13 protein-coding genes are annotated in these 16,610 nt (G+C 42.0%); 9 read left to right on the forward strand and 4 right to left on the reverse strand.

Annotated elements, in window-relative coordinates:
* Nucleotides 1-103 precede the first annotated feature (103 nt).
* Nucleotides 104-790: a hypothetical protein gene (locus Q0954_RS11880; RefSeq protein ID WP_299457054.1), complete on the forward strand. Its 687-nt coding sequence runs from the start codon at nucleotides 104-106 to the stop codon at nucleotides 788-790.
* A gap of 20 nt (nucleotides 791-810) precedes the next feature.
* Here the strand turns inward: Q0954_RS11880 and Q0954_RS11885 are convergent, their stop codons facing one another.
* Together Q0954_RS11885 and Q0954_RS11890 are read right to left on the reverse strand one after the other, a co-directional pair.
* Entirely contained in the window at nucleotides 811-1,221 is a 411-nt protein-coding gene (locus tag Q0954_RS11885; RefSeq protein WP_299457055.1) for a hypothetical protein, read from the reverse strand.
* Nucleotides 1,222-1,224: 3 nt separating this feature from the next.
* The gene (locus tag Q0954_RS11890; protein ID WP_299457056.1) at nucleotides 1,225-2,109 is read right to left on the reverse strand and encodes a hypothetical protein; all 885 of its coding nucleotides are present in this window, start codon (nucleotides 2,107-2,109) and stop codon (nucleotides 1,225-1,227) included.
* Between the two features lie 188 nt (nucleotides 2,110-2,297).
* Here Q0954_RS11890 and dprA point away from each other — a divergent pair, with 188 nt between their 5' ends.
* Both dprA and Q0954_RS11900 read left to right on the forward strand, forming a co-directional pair.
* Entirely contained in the window at nucleotides 2,298-3,413 is a 1,116-nt protein-coding gene (gene dprA / locus Q0954_RS11895) for a DNA-processing protein DprA (protein ID WP_299457057.1), read from the forward strand.
* A gap of 19 nt (nucleotides 3,414-3,432) precedes the next feature.
* A complete protein-coding gene (locus tag Q0954_RS11900; protein ID WP_299457058.1) occupies nucleotides 3,433-4,386 on the forward strand; it encodes a DnaJ domain-containing protein in 954 nt (317 codons plus the stop codon).
* 398 nt (nucleotides 4,387-4,784) lie between these two features.
* Here Q0954_RS11900 and Q0954_RS11905 read toward each other — a convergent pair whose 3' ends face one another.
* Nucleotides 4,785-6,185: a C1 family peptidase gene (locus Q0954_RS11905; protein ID WP_299457060.1), complete on the reverse strand. Its 1,401-nt coding sequence runs from the start codon at nucleotides 6,183-6,185 to the stop codon at nucleotides 4,785-4,787.
* Between the two features lie 247 nt (nucleotides 6,186-6,432).
* Nucleotides 6,433-8,559, reverse strand: coding sequence for a caspase domain-containing protein (locus tag Q0954_RS11910; protein ID WP_299457061.1), 2,127 nt, complete (start codon nucleotides 8,557-8,559; stop codon nucleotides 6,433-6,435).
* A gap of 509 nt (nucleotides 8,560-9,068) precedes the next feature.
* Here Q0954_RS11910 and Q0954_RS11915 point away from each other — a divergent pair.
* The 6 genes from Q0954_RS11915 (at nucleotide 9,069) to Q0954_RS11940 (ending at nucleotide 16,502) form a co-directional block, all read left to right on the forward strand.
* Nucleotides 9,069-11,345, forward strand: coding sequence for a bifunctional (p)ppGpp synthetase/guanosine-3',5'-bis(diphosphate) 3'-pyrophosphohydrolase (locus Q0954_RS11915; protein WP_299457064.1), 2,277 nt, complete (start codon nucleotides 9,069-9,071; stop codon nucleotides 11,343-11,345).
* A 366-nt stretch (nucleotides 11,346-11,711) separates the two neighbouring features.
* Nucleotides 11,712-12,197, forward strand: a complete 486-nt coding sequence (locus tag Q0954_RS11920) for a Fur family transcriptional regulator (RefSeq protein WP_002704921.1) — start codon at nucleotides 11,712-11,714, stop codon at nucleotides 12,195-12,197.
* Nucleotides 12,198-12,565: 368 nt separating this feature from the next.
* Nucleotides 12,566-12,919, forward strand: a complete 354-nt coding sequence (locus Q0954_RS11925; protein WP_002704923.1) for an STAS domain-containing protein — start codon at nucleotides 12,566-12,568, stop codon at nucleotides 12,917-12,919.
* Between the two features lie 96 nt (nucleotides 12,920-13,015).
* Nucleotides 13,016-14,302, forward strand: a complete 1,287-nt coding sequence (locus Q0954_RS11930; protein WP_299457071.1) for an adenylosuccinate synthase — start codon at nucleotides 13,016-13,018, stop codon at nucleotides 14,300-14,302.
* Between the two features lie 21 nt (nucleotides 14,303-14,323).
* A complete protein-coding gene (locus Q0954_RS11935; protein WP_299457072.1) occupies nucleotides 14,324-14,728 on the forward strand; it encodes a hypothetical protein in 405 nt (134 codons plus the stop codon).
* Between the two features lie 40 nt (nucleotides 14,729-14,768).
* The gene (locus Q0954_RS11940) at nucleotides 14,769-16,502 is read left to right on the forward strand and encodes a histidine kinase (RefSeq protein WP_299457073.1); all 1,734 of its coding nucleotides are present in this window, start codon (nucleotides 14,769-14,771) and stop codon (nucleotides 16,500-16,502) included.
* Nucleotides 16,503-16,610 lie beyond the last annotated feature (108 nt).

Consider the following 16,610-nt stretch of genomic DNA (forward strand, 5'->3'; position numbering starts at 1 on the left):
ACCGAATCTACAGCTTGCTGTGATGAGCTCAACGGAGTTAAACAAGGTATACCTAGAACCTTGTCGGGGCTATGGACTATTGTTAATGTAAACAGAAGAAATAATGACGCAGGCAATTAAAAAAACAACTTTGGTAGTATGGCTATGCTTGTTATGGGCAAACGTAACGATTGCTCAAAACCTACCAAAAGGACAGGTAATAAAACAACAAATCATCCAGTTTTTAGGGGGTAAAAAAGCCTTAAAAAAAGTGCGAAAGTTGAGTTATACTTTAGAAATGGGGGTGCCAGGGCAAGCCAGGTTGAGCGAAGAGGTATGGATACATTTTAAGCGAAAGCGACTTAAGAAAACATTTACCCGCCAAGGAAAAAAGGTGACACAGTACTATAAAAAGGGCAAAGCGTGGGAGGGAAGGGGCAAGCACAAGCGTTTGTTGTCGGAAGATGAGACGGATAAGCTCAGCAATGTGTTTTTTTACAATTTTTTGGGAATGCTCACCAATCCAAAAGTACAGTGGCAGTGGCGCAAAGAAACTACTTACCAAAACCAAAAGGTGGCCATTGTAAAAGCGTCAGATGCTACTCATCGCCTGGACTTATTTGTAGCAGCCAGTGGTAAAATATTAACTACTGGTATGCCCAACCCAAAAAATGGTGAATATGAGGTGCTGGCCGATGAACTGGAGTATGTAAATATAGGCAAAGGAGTAAAGTTTCCGTTGGTATTTAAGGTATATAGCAACGGTGTGCTGGTATACAAGGGAAGGTTTAAGCATATAAAGGTATTTTAGAGCAATAATCACAGTAAAGTTTATTTGCGAGGTTTTATAACAAAAGATCTGCTCATTACTCGGTCATCTTTATAAGCTGCATCTATCACAAAACGCAATTTTTTGCGAAAGCAAGTGCGGAGCTTCTTTAAGTATTCACCAGCAATGGTTTGGGAGGCATCGCGTGCCTTAAGTTTGGTGGGTAAGGCTATAAAACGCAGAGATTGCACTGTCCCTTTGGGCTTTAGCTTAAACGTAACAAGCAACAAGGTACCTGGCTGTAGTTGCTCGAACACATCTTTAGGCAATACTTTGTGAATGATTTGATCTACTTTTGTTGGGTTCTTTAAGCGTATTTCGGGCAGGTTTTCGCTCCCTACTGATGTTGTTTGGGCAAAGCTGGTAGCCCTAACAAACTGGATGCAGAAGATAGCTAAAATGAGTAGACGCATGGGTTATTTTTTCTTTTCTAAAACTTTTCTAATAATATCAAAAGTTGCTTCAGGCCCTTCATTAGTTTTTGGGTCATCATATACATTATTTTTTCCATCCTTTTTATTAAGGGTTTCCCAATACTTTCTGAAGTTTTCGACTAGTTGCAAATACTCAGCCTTTTGTTCAGGGGTAAAACTAGTTTTGTTCATAACAAGTGAAAAGTCTGGACCATCATCTAACAAGCCATAAATAAACTTCATTAAACCTTCTTGTCCTGGTAGTTCTCCAGCACCTGTTTCATCTAATATGCTGATGAGTGCTTTGAAAAAGCGTGCCTCAAATTCTTTATTAGATGCCCCCGGAATATTTTGTGCCCCTGGTTTTTTAAGCATGTTTTCATAGCCATAATGCTCAGATTGGTAGGCATGAAAAAACTCTTCCATGAATGCATAGTCATCATTGAGGGCAGCTGTTGAATAAAATGCGATAGTACCGCCGCCTTGTTTTCCTGGAATAAACCCACCTCTTGACTTGATACCACCCATTTGTAGGTAGTAAGTAAAGCCAGAAGTAGATAATCTATCGTGAATAACTTCAAAATAAGCGTTTTTCTGTTTTACACTATCTATCTTGTCTGTAAATGCTTGCTTATCGGTTGTATTAAGCTTAGAATCATCAAATTTAGCTTGTATAGGGGTGTTATTTTTAGCAGCATTGCTGCGTTGTATTGGGCGTTGTTTTGCTTGAATGACTGGTAATTTTCCTTGTTTGCTTTGAATAGGTTGAAGAGGCTTTCCTTCAGAACCTTTGGCTTGGATAATTGCCGCTTTTTTTTTCTTATTCTTTTTGTCCTGGCCATTTGTCGTTTGTATAGAGGATGGGTTTTGTGTCTTTTTTTGTTGCATTTGTTTCTTTATATTGTGTAATAAGTACAAAAATAAATTTTCAAAATAATACTATAAATCTTTTAATCATTTAATTTAGGTTGTATTGTTAAATGCACCTTTGTACAAAGGTTACCAAAAGCCCTCGTTTCATTACCCTGGTTTACCCAAAAACAAGTATATTTGTCTACTCAAATCCAACTCTTTGCATGAACAATTCTTCCTTGTATAGCATTGCCCTCAACCTGATAGACAAGGTAGGAGGGGTAAAAGCACGCCAACTGTTGAGCTATTGTGGTTCTGCCGAAGCCGTATTTAAAACACCTAAAGCAAAATTGCTGAAAATACCCATGGTGGGCAATAAGATTGTGTCTTTGATCATGCAAAAAGACATTCTGCAGCAAGCCGAAGCTGAGCTGGAAAAAGCCCAAAAACAAGATGTACAGATTGTGGCCTATACCGATGCTTACTACCCCGCCAGACTTAAGCAATACGCTGATGCCCCTTTTGTATTTTATATCAAAGGGAATGTTAACCTCAATGCCGAGCGTGCGGTGGCAATTGTGGGTACACGGGCGGCCACTGAATATGGCAAAGCCTTTACCGAAGAGTTAGTCAAAGAGCTTACACCCTACCAACCCCTGATAGTAAGTGGTTTGGCGTATGGTATAGACATTGCCGCTCACCAGGCAAGCCTCAAGTATGGTTTGCCTACTATAGGAGTAATGGCCAGTGGCATAGATGTGGTGTACCCTGCCCCCCACCTGGGTACGGCACGCCAAATGGTGCAGCAACAAGGGGGAGTAATGACCGAAGCCCGCTTTGGTACACAACCTGACGCACGAAAGTTTCCGGCACGTAATCGGATCATTGCAGCACTGGCCGACGCGGTAGTAGTGGTAGAAGCCAAAGCCAGTGGCGGGGCACTTATTACAGCAAATATTGCCAACGACTACCACAAAGATGTGTTTGCCGTGCCTGGCGATATTCATCGAAAAACATCGGAGGGTTGCAACAACCTGATTAAACAACACAAAGCCCACCTCATGACCAAGGCTAAAGATGTGGCATATATTATGAACTGGGAGTTAAACGGCAAAAACAAATCGGTACAGCAATCGTTGTTATTTAATGAGCTACCCAAAAACGCTGAGGAAAAAGAAATAGTGGTTTTGCTGCAAAAGCAACCTCAAAAAACCTTAAGCCTGGACGAAATAAGCTGGCAACTTAAAATGCCCTTGTCTAAAATAAGCGCTTGCTTACTCAACCTCGAAATTCAAGGTTACCTTAAGTCTCTGCCCGGCAAAAAGTTTACCTTGATTTAGTTATATAGTAAAAGCATAGATGTTGGATCATTATCAAATATTGGGATTGAAGAGAACCGCTTCGGCCGAGCAGATAAGAATTGCTTATAAGGATATGGCGAAGCGTTATCACCCTGATAAAAACAACAATGATCCCCACGCCGAAGAAGTATTTAAACGCATCAATGCCGCCTATCAGGTATTGTCTGACAAAACCAAAAAATACGATTACGATCACCCAACTACCCACCCCAAATCTACTCATTACCGTACTTCGGAACCTACCACCGTTCGCCAAAAAAAATCTACTACTTATCGCGCCTCTGGCACCTATTATCAAGCATCTTCCCGACATAAATACGAGCATATTCCGCTCAGGGTAAGGCGTATGCTACAGTTGGCCAGCGTGGTGATTGGCGTTGCTGTGTTGGCATTTGGAGTATACCTATACGAAGTGGCTCCCCGCATATCGGCAAGGCACAGTTACGAAGAAGCCGTGGTGTTGGTGGCAGCACACAAGTACAAAGAAGCCCTCAAAAAACTCAACCATGCGGTTATATTTTACCCTCAGCTGGTAGAGGCTCAAATGCTGCGGGCAGACTTGAGCTACCGGATTTTTAAGCACTATGCAGAAGCATACGTAGGCTATAGCGAGGCAATCAAATACAGTGAAGAGGCATTGCCGCCCAATGTGTTTTTTTTGAGGGGAATGGCGGCTTTTAAGGCTCAAAAATACCGCCGGGCAATCAATGACTTTAGCCAAACCATTTCAGACAATCCCGAAGGAAATCAGTATTCAGCTCAAGCTCATTTTTTTCGGGCTCAAGCCCAATATTATGTAAACCCTTACCACAAAGCCGCGATTTGTAATGACTTGACTGCTGCCAAAGAAGAGGGAGTAAAAGGAGCCCACCGCCTACACTTGTTTTTTTGCGAAAGCATAGCACCAGGTGCCATCCAAAATATTGGTTTGAGCCAAGGGCTGGATTTTTAGTATTTAAATTACTGATAAGTAAATCTACAAAAATAATCTGAGCCATAAAACGGTATCTTTGCCGAATGGACTTCCTCAAAAAACAGTTCCATAGCTTAGGCTATGCAAAGTTTTTTTGACTCGCCCACTCAACAAATATTTTGTTTTATTGGCACACCTTATTTTTTCCGCTTTACTAAACAATACCTTCAATTAAAAATAAGCTCCTTTTAAAGTTACTTGATCTTGATGTGTTAGGAACACACACGGGATGCGTGCGCCAGCCGTGAGGCAGCATGAAATATAGCCATGCTTGTAGCTACTTAATGTTTGCAAAACAACGCATAAAAAAACGACAAATAAGTACTTGATAAATAAAGTCCTACTTGTCGTTTTTATTTGGTATTACTACTAAAAGCTTACCGCACGTGTGTAATTTCCACCACCATTGCTACGACCGATTTGCCCGAACTTGCCGCCTTAAAGTTGATTTTGTCGCTGCTAAACTGGGCATTTTTACTGCTTACCAAGTCTGCTGCCATTACCTTTTCTATGCGGTCTACAAACGAACCTTTGTACCTGCTTAGTTGCTTGCGTATAGACCGAATATTGAGTTTTTTCTTAGAATATAGCACGCACATGTAGTCAGTACCAATGTTATTATCCATTTTGATATAATAATCCTCATTTGGAATGGCCACATTGTTCGACTTATAGTTGAGCGCAGGACTAATGCTGCGTTTGTGTGGGAAAATCATGAAAGTTTTTTCGCTCAGGTCGGAGCCAATGGCATACACAAAAGCGGGCTCATTGTTAGAGATATGGATACGAAACTGGGTGCCCGATGCATAAGGTTTTTTCATTTTATAATAGCCCACTTTGTTGGTTTTACGCACATAGTCGGCTTCCATTTGATTGCCCGATGCCAGTATAAACTTAAGCTCCCCCGATAGGTCGGCTTCGTGTGGCAGCGTCTTAGGAAAAGCAATGACCTCATAAGCATACTTGGTAAAGTTGGCAAAGTCGTCGTATTTGATCCAGATAAACCCCTCATTGCCCCACTTGGTGCCCCAACTGTTCATAATCTCAAATGCCCCACCATACTTGTTGTCATCATAGCCAATTACACACATGGCGTGTCCTCCATAACGCATGTTGGGGTTTTCGCTGGGTTTCCAGAAACCCTTTGCCTTAAAAAACGATCGAGGGCATTTCATACCTATTACTACCGGGTGCCCCGATGCCAACGATTTTTTCATTGCCCTGATCTTGAAATTTTTGCCATATTTTCGGTCAAACAAACGGGCGTAATCTTGTATTTTATGAGGTTTTGCTTTGCTAAAAATATTGCTTGGTATACTGGTAACACAGCTAATAGGAAACTCGGCATACTTGGGCACTCCCCGGTTTACCATTACTTGCATGGCATCTGAAATGTGTGAGCCACGTTTGCAACCCGCATCGGTTTTGTATTTAATTAGTTTGTACAAAAAACCAGGAGAATACGTATTACTGGTAATTTTTTGTTTATTCGTCCAACCATTGCTTTTTGCCTCTACAATGGTACGGGCAGCATACGCCGATGACCAACCTACACAGGTGCCATACCTTCCCTGGCTTTTGGGGGTAGGACACCATTTTTTGAGCGACGATTTGGCTGGTACGCTTACATAGTCGCGGGTCATGAGCATGGCTTTCATCGGAGTGGCTTTGTATTTTTCATCATCCATTTCCATACCCAGGCTATATTCCTGAGCAAATCCGGCAACACTCATCATTGCCAGCAAAAATGTAAACCAATAGTGAGAATAGTGTTTCATATTTTAATTATTAGGTATGTAAATTTTTGTTTAGTTTTTCATAGTTAGAAGCCCCGACAAGGTTCTAGGTGCAAGGTGTTAGGTACACCCTGTTCCACAGGTAACTATCAAGTTTGTAAAACACTTATCTTCAACTGTTTACAACTTTGATAGTTAGAAGCCCCGACAGGGGGCAAGTTCTTAGCATCACTTTGTCGAGTTAAATACCATCATCGCCTTGGCTGTGTGTCTTTACCAGCTGGCTACCTTATCGTTTTCTGAAGTAAAAATCTCCGATAATAGATGAGTTCTCCCAAGGCGTTTGTTTGCCACCTGTGTATTGCAACACCTTTGCTCTTACTTTCTTAAACACTTGCTCTATAGTAAGCCCAGGTACTTGCAGCATTTTGAGCAACTCTTGAGTGTACAAACCATTGGCTCCCTCACCGTCGGCAGCTACCGAGCCTGGTGCTGTAGCATAGGCTATAAAAGTTCCGGTAGGGGCAGTAGTGCTGGCCAATCCACGGGTACTTGAACGTGAACTGGTTTTGAAAGGGTTATTGCGGCAAGCATCTAAAATAACAATATTCATTGGATTGCTTGCGGCGTCCATTTCGGCAAGTACCAGCCCCAGGTTTACTGAGCGGTACCTCACTTGTTGTTCTTTATCTATTTTTGCTTTTACCGGAATGAGGTAATTTTCACCTTTTACCTGTAGCCCGTGTCCGGCAAAATAAAAAAGCCCTACACTTCCGCTTTTAATCTTATTGCCAAATTGAGTAATGGCGGTTTCCATCGTTTCCTGGTTTACATTGATGTGCTCCATTACATCAAAGCCTAAGTCACGTAAAGACTTGGCCATTGCCCTGGCGTCGTTTGCTGGATTTTTTAACGGAGCATTGGTATAGTCAGCATTGCCAATAATTAACGCTACCCGCTTGCCTGCTACAGTATTATTTGCCACTGGGCTTTGGTAGGTAACAGTACGACGCGATGTAACAGTACCCGCCGCATTGCTTACTACTACCGATATATTATTGGCGCCTTTTCGTAAGGCAACGGTCTTTCTTAAACTTTTGGTGCAGTTTTCGGCAGTCACTACCTCAAACCCTCGGGTGTTTTGGGCAATGCCGTTGACGTATACCTTGACAAACCGCACCCTTGAAGGTGACTTGATACAGGCATTGAGTGTGTAATTTTTGTCGGTGGTATTGACAGAAAAGTTGCTGGGTGCATTCCAGTTTACTGTAGCCTTTACTACTGTATTTTCTACCTGTCGGGCAGTATAGCGTATGCTGCGGCTGGAACTCACCGAGCCGCCAGCATTGATAGCCACTACCTTTACATTGTTGGTACCCTCTGACAGCGCTACCGATTTGCGAATGGTTTGGGCACAACCTCCAGTAGCCACTACCTCAAATCCACGGTTAATTTGCAACTGGCCGTTTACATATACTTTGACACTGCGCAGGGCAGACGAAGACTTGATGCATACATCAATAGGGTAAAGTTGTTGGCGGGAGCTGGTGAGTGACCTTAGGGGGGCGTTCCAGCGAATGACGGGTTTGGGTTTGATCGTAGTCACTACCGAGTTATTGTTTTTTACCTTGCTTGCACCGTATGTCAGGCTGGTAACCGCATATCTTTTGTTCCAATAGGTGCTAATTCTTTGCTTGGGATAATAGTCGCGCAATGCCCAAGATTGAATGTATCCGGTGTTTTTGGTCAGCATCACTACCCATTCGCCATTGCCATAACCCAGGTTGGTGACTGAGTAGCCCTGGCTCCACTTTTGGCGAATGCGGGTGGCAGGAAAACTACTGCTTTTGATCCAGGTTTGACTACCATAGCCTGAACTTCGCGACATAACCACTGCCCACTTGCCTTGTCCATAAAACATGTTGGTGACTGCATAACCCTTGCGCCAGTATTCGCTGATGCGGTTGCCAGGAAAACTGGCATTGAGTGTCCAGTATTGGCGGGTAAGCCCACTGCTTTTGGTGCCTACTATTGCCCACAAACCATTGCCATAAGCCAGGCTTGTAACAGTATAACCCCGACGCCAATAGTCGTTGATTTTTTCGCGTGGAAACGAGGTGCGGGTTGCCCATGACTGTTGCCCGTAGTTGGCACCCTTTGACATCACCACTGCCCACTTGCGCTCTCCATACGACACACTGGTAATTTTGTAGCCCATTTTCCAGTATTTTTTGATAGACTCACGCGGGAAGTAGGATTTATGAAACCAGACTTGTTGTGAGTACCGTGTGTATTTTGACATGACCAATGCCCACTTATTTTGGGCTTGGGTAGGGAAAGTGTACAATAATAAAAAAATAAAAACGGCTACTACCTGCCAGTGTAGTAGGCGTGAGAACGGTTTTGTTGACATCATAGTTGTTGGGTACTTGATTTTTTTCAATTAGTTGGTGCAATGAGCCACAAAACTCATTGATATTTGGTGTAACAGTGACAAAACAAACAAGTTGTTTATAAAATTGCCTGGATTGATTTTTTTAATCTTACTTAAATCATTTCCTTTTTTCTTAAAAAATGAGTATATTGAATTTTTAGGATCATTACAAAATACTGCTCAGGTAAGTTATCAAATCATCTGTTTTACAACTTAAATTAGTAGCCTTATAAATGTGACTAAGTGTTTTATAATCAACAATTTGTAAATGTATATCATAGTTCAAAAGCTTTATACCTGGCATTGTATCATTGTCAGACAATCAATACCAATTGCATAGCAGGTTTATGTTATGCATACGCTATCAGACAATACAAGGTTTGAAGCAGCATTTTAAGCATCAGGATTTTAATAAATCACTTGTGATTTTTAAATTTATAATATACCCAATGGTAAGTAAATAACCATTAAGATCATCAATGTTAGAAAAAATGGCGCACAAGATTGATAACCAGACTGAAGAAGAAAAAAGAGAAATTTTAAGAAGATATCGCCACTTGCTAAAAACGGCTAGTCCTTTTCTGAAAGACGGGGACGCTAAACTAATTAAAAAGGCATTTAAAACTGCGGCAGACGGGCACATAGAAATGCGCCGCAAAACGGGAGAACCTTATATCTATCATCCTATAGCGGTGGCACAGATTGTAGTAGGAGAAATTAATTTGGGACCCACCGCCATTGCAGCGGCACTGCTACACGACGTGGTAGAAGATACTGAGGTAACCATTGAAGAAATTGAAAGGGAGTTTGGCGAGAAGATTGCCAAAATTGTAGACGGAGTGACCAAAATATCGTCTACCGATGTCAACGACTTTGAGTTTGACCGAAACATCTCACAGCAGGCAGAAAACTTTCGTAAAATGTTGTTGACCCTTTCAGACGATGTAAGGGTGATTATGGTGAAGATTGCCGACCGGCTGCACAATATGCGCACCCTGGATAGTATGGCTCGCCACAAACAACTCAAAATTGCCTCTGAAACCATCTACATTTATGCTCCTTTGGCGCACCGCCTGGGCTTGTACAAGATCAAGTCGGAGCTGGAAGACCTCTACCTTAAATACACTCATCAGGAAGCTTACCGTGACATTGCCCAAAAACTGAACGAAACCAAGGTAAAGCGTGATGCTTTTATCGAAGACTTTATTGCGCCTTTGCGTGCTTCTATTACAAGCGCGGGTTTTAAGGCGCGTATTTTGGGACGCCCCAAGTCTATTTATTCTATCTGGAGCAAAATGAAGGTACAAAATATCCCCTTCGAGAAGGTGTACGATTTGTTTGCCATTAGAATAATCATAGATGTAGACTACGAAAACGAAAAACCGGATTGTTGGCGGGTATACTCGCTGGTAACCGACTCTTACAATCCCAACCCCGACCGTCTGCGCGATTGGATAAGTACCCCACGTGCCAATGGATACGAGTCGTTGCACACTACCGTAATGGGGCCCGATGGTAAGTGGGTAGAGGTGCAGATTAGGACAGAAAGAATGGACGAAATTGCCGAGAAAGGGTTTGCTGCCCACTGGAAATACAAAGAGCAAGGCAAAAACGGTAAGAAATCGTCTAAGAAAAACGGAAAACGCAGCGATAATTCAGGCTTAGATGCCTGGTTGAGTCTGATCAGAGATTTGCGCGAAAAAAGTCAGAATGGTGAGCTAACCGCCACCGAGTTTATCAATGATTTTAGGCAAAACTTCTTTGAGAAAGAGGTTTTTGTGTTTACACCCAAAGGCGAATTGCTCACTTTGGCAAATGGAGCCACTGCCCTTGATTTTGCCTTTCATGTACACACCGAAATAGGCTATCGTTGCCTGGGAGCCAAAGTAAATCAAAAGCTGGTACCACTAAACTACCAATTGACAAACGGCGATCAGGTAGAAATTATCACCTCGAAAAAGCAAAAGCCAAGTGCTGACTGGTTACGTTTTGTACAAACCTCTAAAGCCAAAGCGGGTATCAAAGATTATCTCAAGGGGCAAAAAGAAATCACGGTAAACAAAGGGCTGAATATTTTGAAAAAGAAATTGGCAGACCTGGGGCTTACTTACAACGAAACTTTGCTCGACCAGATCAAAATATTTCTCGAACTAAAAAAGTCGTATGACTTGTTGCATGCTATAGGCAAGGGGTATATTACTCCTCAGCATATCAACAAGTTTAAAGGATGGAAGAAAAAACGTGATGAAGAGCAAAAAAGAATGGCTGAAGCTCCTCAAAAAGAAGCAGTTGGGAAGAAAAAATCGAAAATAGAAACCCTGTTTATTGGTGGAGAATCTCAGATCGAATATACTTTGGCCAAGTGTTGCAACCCTCTGCCGGGCGATGATGTGTTTGGGTTTATTACTATTCATGATGGTATAAAAATACATCGTACCGACTGCCCACAAATGGTCAAGGCGATGGCACAACACGGCGACCGTATTATACGGGCTCAGTGGAAGTCGCAACGCGAATCAGCGTTTTTGGCTATTCTAAAGGTCAAGGGCACTGACCGTATAGGACTGGTAAAAGATGTCACTCAGGTAATTTCGGGAGACTTGCAGGTAAACATCAAGTCGTTGAATATAGGATTGACTGATGAGGGCATTTTTGAGGGTACTATCAAGGTTTTTGTATACGATACTCAGCATTTAGAAATGCTCAAAGAGGAACTCATGCAGGTAGAGGGTATTGTAGGTACCAAAAGGTGTGATACTGACGAGTAATATCAACGGCTTTGTTATACAGGTAGCCTTGCCAAAACAATAAAGCCAGTTAATAATCGAGCGATGTTATAATGTATACTAAGATGAAAGTGATTACCTGCGGTGAGCTCGTCACAGCAAGCTGCAGACTCGGTTTTAGGATTTACAGGATTAGCTGAAGCAGAGCACAGCAAGCTGTAGCTTCGGTTGATTAATGTTGGTATTCAGGCAATTGATCAAAACCTGTCCCCAAAACCATTTTTGTTTAAATGTAACAATTATAATAAAGCTTTTGGACTAATAAATTTATTCTATCTTTGCGCAGAAAAACGTTGTGCAAAAAAGCGGAGAAGAGGTGCTACCACTACAAAACAAAAAGCAGAAATTATGGCATTGAATAATGAAGAATTTGATAAGGTAAAAAGTATTTTTGTTGCTTATCTGGAAAATAAGTCTTTGCGAAAAACCCCCGAACGTTTTGCTATACTTGAAGAAATTTATACAAGAGGTGGGCATTTTGACGTAGAGTCGCTTTATATAAGCATGAAAAACAAAAATTACCGGGTAAGCCGGGCTACAGTGTACAATACGCTGGATATTTTGGTAGACTGTGACCTGGTGATTAAGCACCAATTTGGTAAAAACCTGGCACAATACGAAAAAGCCTATGGGTACAAACAGCACGATCATTTGATTTGTACCGACTGCCATACTGTAGTAGAGTTTTGTGACCCTCGCATTCAGAATATTCAGAACATGGTAGGCGACCTTCTGAAGTTTGATATTATGCATCATTCGTTGGTGTTTTATGGCAAATGCAATAAACCCGACTGTAAAAATAAAGAAGAGTTAGAAATTAAAAAGGCGGGGTAAGTAAGTACCAAGACAAAATTAAATATACCTAATATGCAAGTATAACTATCATATTGTGAGAGAGTTATCTTTACTTGTAGCTTATAGCTAATTGCTTGCTGCTACTTAAAACTACAAAAATAACCTACTCCACCGAACGTTGTCTCTGATCGTTGTGCTTCTCCAAAAAACTAGTTCAGCAAACAGGTACTGCCTTCTTTTGGATTACTTTATTTTTTCCATTTTATGTACCAAGACAAAATTAAATATACCTAATATGCAAGTGTAACTATCATATTATGAGAGAGTTATCTTTACTTGTGGCTTATAGCTAATTGCTTGCTGCTACTTGCTAAGTGCTTACTGTCTTTGGATTAAACATTTTTACCATGAATTTTAGCCATTCGATTGAAAACAATATACTGATCCTGAATTTTGAGGGTGACCTGATTGAAATTCCTCGCGATACCAAGTTGATAGAGGTAATAGAAGATGCCCTCGAGCAGGATATTAAACTATGTGCCATCGAAATTTCAAAGTTGCGTTACATGAACAGCACCGGAATCAATACGCTGATACTGGTACTTACCAAGTTTCGTAACCGAGGCGGCGAGGTAGTACTGATTAACCCCTCTGAGCAAATCAAAAAGCTTTTGATTATCACTAAGTTATCGGCCATATTTACGATTACCAAAACCAAAGAAGAGGCCATAAGACTGCTCGAAGAGGAAGCCTCTGCCTGACAACATACACACGTGGTATGTACAACTATTGCACGAGGTAAGCCTCGTGTATAAATTGATAAACTGAAAATTGTCTATGATTTCAAATATATAAACATGAGTGTAAATATCTTATTAGGATTACAGTGGGGCGATGAAGGTAAAGGAAAGGTCGTAGATTTTCTGGCTCCTCAGTATAATGTAGTGGCACGCTTTCAGGGAGGACCCAATGCCGGGCATACTTTGGAGTTTGACGGAATCAAGCATGTGTTACACCAGATTCCTTCGGGTATTTTCAGGGCTGAAACCAAAAATATTATTGGCAATGGTCTGGTGCTTGACCCTATTGTACTAAAAAAAGAGATTGAAGCGTTGGCAAAATACAACCTCGATTTAAAGAGCAATCTTTTTATATCTAAAAAAGCGCATATTATTTTACCCGCCCATAAGTTGCTCGACGCGGCTTATGAGCAAGCCAAAGGGGACAAAAAAATTGGTTCTACCTTGCGTGGCATTGGACCTACTTACCAAGATAAAACCGGACGCAACGGGTTAAGGATAGGAGATTTGGTAAGCGGTAATTTTGAAGAAAAATACAGAGAACACCTCGCCCGACACGTCAAGTTGCTTGAGTTTCTTGAGTATGAGTGTGACCCGTCGGAGATGGAAAAAGAGTTTTTTGAAGCGGTAGAATACCTCAAGCAATTTACTTTTGTTGATAGCGAGTATATGATCAATGCATCTATTGCAGCCAACGAACCCATTCTTGCCGAAGGTGCGCAAGGTTCATTACTTGACATTGACTTTGGGTCTTACCCTTTTGTTACGAGCTCGCATACGATGGTAGCAGGGGCTTGTACTGGCTTGGGAGTAGCCCCCAAGCATATTGGCGAAGTATACGGTATTTTTAAAGCTTACTGTACCAGGGTAGGCAGTGGCCCTTTCCCTACCGAATTGTTTGACGAAGACGGCAAACAATTGGCTAAAGTAGGCAACGAGTTTGGCGCTACTACTGGCAGACCCCGTCGTTGTGGTTGGTTAGACCTTCCTGCCCTCAAATACACCGTCATGATCAATGGGGTAACCCAATTGCTTATGATGAAGGCAGACGTGTTGAACGATTTTGACGAAATAAAAGTTTGTACCCATTACAAACTCAAAAATGGCGAATTGACCGATCAACTGCCTTATGACCTGACCGAAGAAGTGGCAGCACCAGTATACAAAACTTTCAAAGGCTGGAACCAAAGCCTTGAGGGGATTACTACTTTTGATGCCTTGCCTGCAGCGGTACTGGAGTATGTAGCTTACATAGAGGAACAAACTGGAGTACCTATTACTTTGGTGTCTACCGGGCCCGACCGTAAGCAAACCATTCATAAAGGAGAGCTGGCATTAAATTAATGAGGCATGCAAAATTATTCAATGATATCAACATTACTCAGGAGCTACGGCTTCTGGGTAATTTTTTTGTATTTGGGTCTCGTTGCCTGTTCGTCGAAGCCCCAAAAGCAAGCGCGTGTGTCAAAATCAGCGGCTCTTGCTCAAATGGCCAAAGAGTTTAAAGGCAACCACCGCCTTGCCTACATTCAACAACAAGTAGATGAAGCTTTTAAGGCGTACGATGTTGCGATCAACGAAAGCAATTACCAGCGATGTGCCAATGCTTTAATTGCTTTGCGCAAAGCCAGCAAAAATGGGGTTACTGAAATGGATATACTTGCCCATGTCAAGGCCATCAATGTGAGGGCTTATGGGGTGTCGTTTTTCAAACAGCTGGCTGCTTCAGCACGCTACTTAGAGAAAAAACCGCTTGATTTGCCTGTGTAGTCTAGTAAATAAGGACCATTGACCAAAGAATGTTAAAAACATGAACTACCGCTTTTCTTACCTCTCGCTGGGTATGTTTGTAGCAGGTGTTGTCATTATTACGCTATTGTCAACGCTTAACCAAGCACCAGCTACCTACAAAGCTACTGAGGTGCGGTTTTGTTATGGAGATTCGCTTGAGTGGAAAAATCCCACCTACTCTACTGCACACTGGCAACGTAACTTTTATGACTCTAGCGGGGTATTTTGGATCAGGTTGGTGGTAAATATTGCCCAAAAACCCCAACGTTTCGAGCCACAGGGCATCACTGTAGATTTTACGGGAGTGTATGAGGTATATTGGGATGGGCAACTGTTGGGGCGTAACTACAACCCACGCAAGACAACACGAACAGTGCAATATGCCCCTTTACACGGTTTGTTTCTTATTCCCGATTCGTTGGGCAAAGCAGGCAGGCATGAAGTGGCTTTGCGGGTCAGATATTTTAAAAATTATGGCAAAAGCCCTCACTTGTTAGAGAGCGACTATACCGACTTGAACGTGGGCAACTACCTGGCTTTGGCACAAGACAACCTCATCAGTACGGCGTATGTTCATATTATAGCGGGGGTTTTTCTGGTCATTGGCTTATATTATTTTTTTATATTTATAGTAAGCAATCGGCATCTTCGTTTTTTGTTATTTGCCATTATCTGTATGTCGTTTTTTGCCTTACTTATCGTAGAGCATTTGCGTTTTTATTACTATTATCACTTTACCTTTCATTACACCCGCCTGGTTATCATTGCCTTACTTACCCTGAGTATATCAGTATTGTTGCCCTTGTTTTTTATGCATCGGTTTCCGTTTAAGTACAAGCTGCGGGTGATTGGAGCAATGCTGGCAATGATCTTACCTATCTGGATTTTTGCCCAGGGCATAGACCCCAAGACAAGTTATACTATGTTGGTGTCGTTTGGGGTGTCGTTGTTTTTGGTGTTGCGTGCCATGCAGCAACGCATCGAGGGCAGCGCCGAGGCGTTGTTGGGTATTGTGGTATTTTTCATTGCGTTTGTATGGTTAGATAATTATGATCTGAAGTTATTTTTGGGGTTTGGTTTCCTCATTATTTTTATGCTTTTGTCATTGTCTATTCAAATGCGCAAACAGCGTCAAGAGTATGAAGCATCGTTGGTGCATTCGAGCCGGCTAGAGCTGGAGATTCTAAAAAAAAATATCCAGCCTCATTTTCTGATGAACTCGCTGACGTCTATCATTGCCTGGATCGATGACGACCCGGCAGTAGGTACACGTTTTATTGCAGCACTTGCCGAAGAGTTAGAGATTTTGATTGATGTATCGAGCAAAAAACTCATTCCACTACAGCGGGAAGTAGAACTTTGTGAATCTTACCTTGAGGTAATGAGTTTGCGCAAAGAGGTAAATTATACCTTATATACAGTAGGGGTCAAGCCCGATGATTTGATCCCTCCAGCATTGATCCATACGGCTATAGAAAACGGCATTACCCACAACCACGATAAAGATGGTAAAATGGCGTTTTATTTGAGCTTTGCACAAAACCGCTACCAAAGGCATTACACGCTGATGTCGGTAGGGGTACACCGAAAAACTGTGGCTAAAAAAACCGGGGGTACCGGACTAAAGTATATGGAGGCTCGTTTGCAGGAAAGTTTTCCAAACCGTTGGCAACTGTTGTCGAAACCGATTGAAGGAGGGTGGCAAACCGAGTTTTTTATTTATAATCGGGAGACAGGGGTGGGCAGTCGGTAGCTTTAATAGCCTCAAGTAACAAACGACAAGTCGCAAGTTCTTCCTAACTATCAAAGTTGCAGGCAGTTGAAAATAAACAACCTTACAACCTTGACAACTACCCGCAGA

This window comes from uncultured Microscilla sp., from assembly GCF_947493425.1.
Classification (GTDB): domain Bacteria; phylum Bacteroidota; class Bacteroidia; order Cytophagales; family Microscillaceae; genus Microscilla.